Annotated in this window: 1 protein-coding gene and 1 pseudogene; both read left to right on the top strand. The window is 60.8% G+C overall.

Translation table 11 applies throughout. The annotated features are described in order from the left end of the window. Positions 1 to 105 precede the first annotated feature (105 nt). Positions 106 to 345, top strand: coding sequence for a DUF3717 domain-containing protein (locus tag AABE10_RS36265; protein WP_342937838.1), 240 nt, complete (start codon positions 106 to 108; stop codon positions 343 to 345). A gap of 130 nt (positions 346 to 475) precedes the next feature. After that, positions 476 to 724, top strand: a pseudogene (locus AABE10_RS36260) (ATP-binding protein); the annotation flags it as partial.

Below are 724 nucleotides of genomic sequence, written 5' to 3'. Positions count from 1 at the left end.
CCTGCGTCACTGACGCATCGACCCGCCGGATTCCGGCAACAAGTCTGCCCTGGGGGACGTCCTCCCTTTACGGGCGACACCGGGGTACTACATTCTGAGGCCCCCATGACTCAACAGAACGCTTCCGAACGAGATCGCGTTTCGATCGCGCAGGTCGAAGCCGCGATCAATGTATGGCGCAACCGCAATCCGTCCATGTTTGACTCGGATGTGCTGGTGCTGTGTGCCGAAGCACGTTGTCTCGCCGACCTGTACGGCGAGCTGATTTTCACGGGCGAGGCCTCGGTGTCGCGCGGATCGCTCACGCAGGCGCAACTGGCTGCATTGGCCGGCGCGCTCGCGTAAATACCCAACCGATTTTCAAGCGTCAACCGACGCATTCGACCGGCCGCGAAAGCGGCACACTAAACTCGCCCCTTCGGGACCACGTCCCCTGGGGCGTCGTTTCGTGGGGCTTTTCCTTTTCAGGTACCCCATGAAAGTCAATCCCCAGCAACTCTTTGCACTGCTCTCTGCATACATTCCGAAGCGTCTCCCGGTGCTCATCACCGGGCCAGCGGGTGTCGGCAAGAGCGATATCGTCGATCAGGTTGCCAAGGCAACCGGTCACGATCTGCTCATCAGCCACCCCGTCGTCGAAGATCCGACAGACTCCAAGGGTCTGCCGTTTCCCAAGGGCGACATTGCCCGCTTTCTCCCGTTCGGCGATCTTGAACGCGCGTTG

Source organism: Paraburkholderia diazotrophica (assembly GCF_038900755.1).
GTDB lineage: Bacteria > Pseudomonadota > Gammaproteobacteria > Burkholderiales > Burkholderiaceae > Paraburkholderia > Paraburkholderia diazotrophica_A.
The sequence above is the reverse complement of the archived record's forward strand: the minus strand, read 5'-3'. Positions and strand labels throughout refer to the sequence as shown.

Bases quoted from the DNA above. Each gene is read 5' to 3' on its own strand.
- AABE10_RS36265 (WP_342937838.1), top strand. From the start codon at position 106: ATGACTCAACAGAACGCTTCCGAACGAGATCGCGTTTCGATCGCGCAG.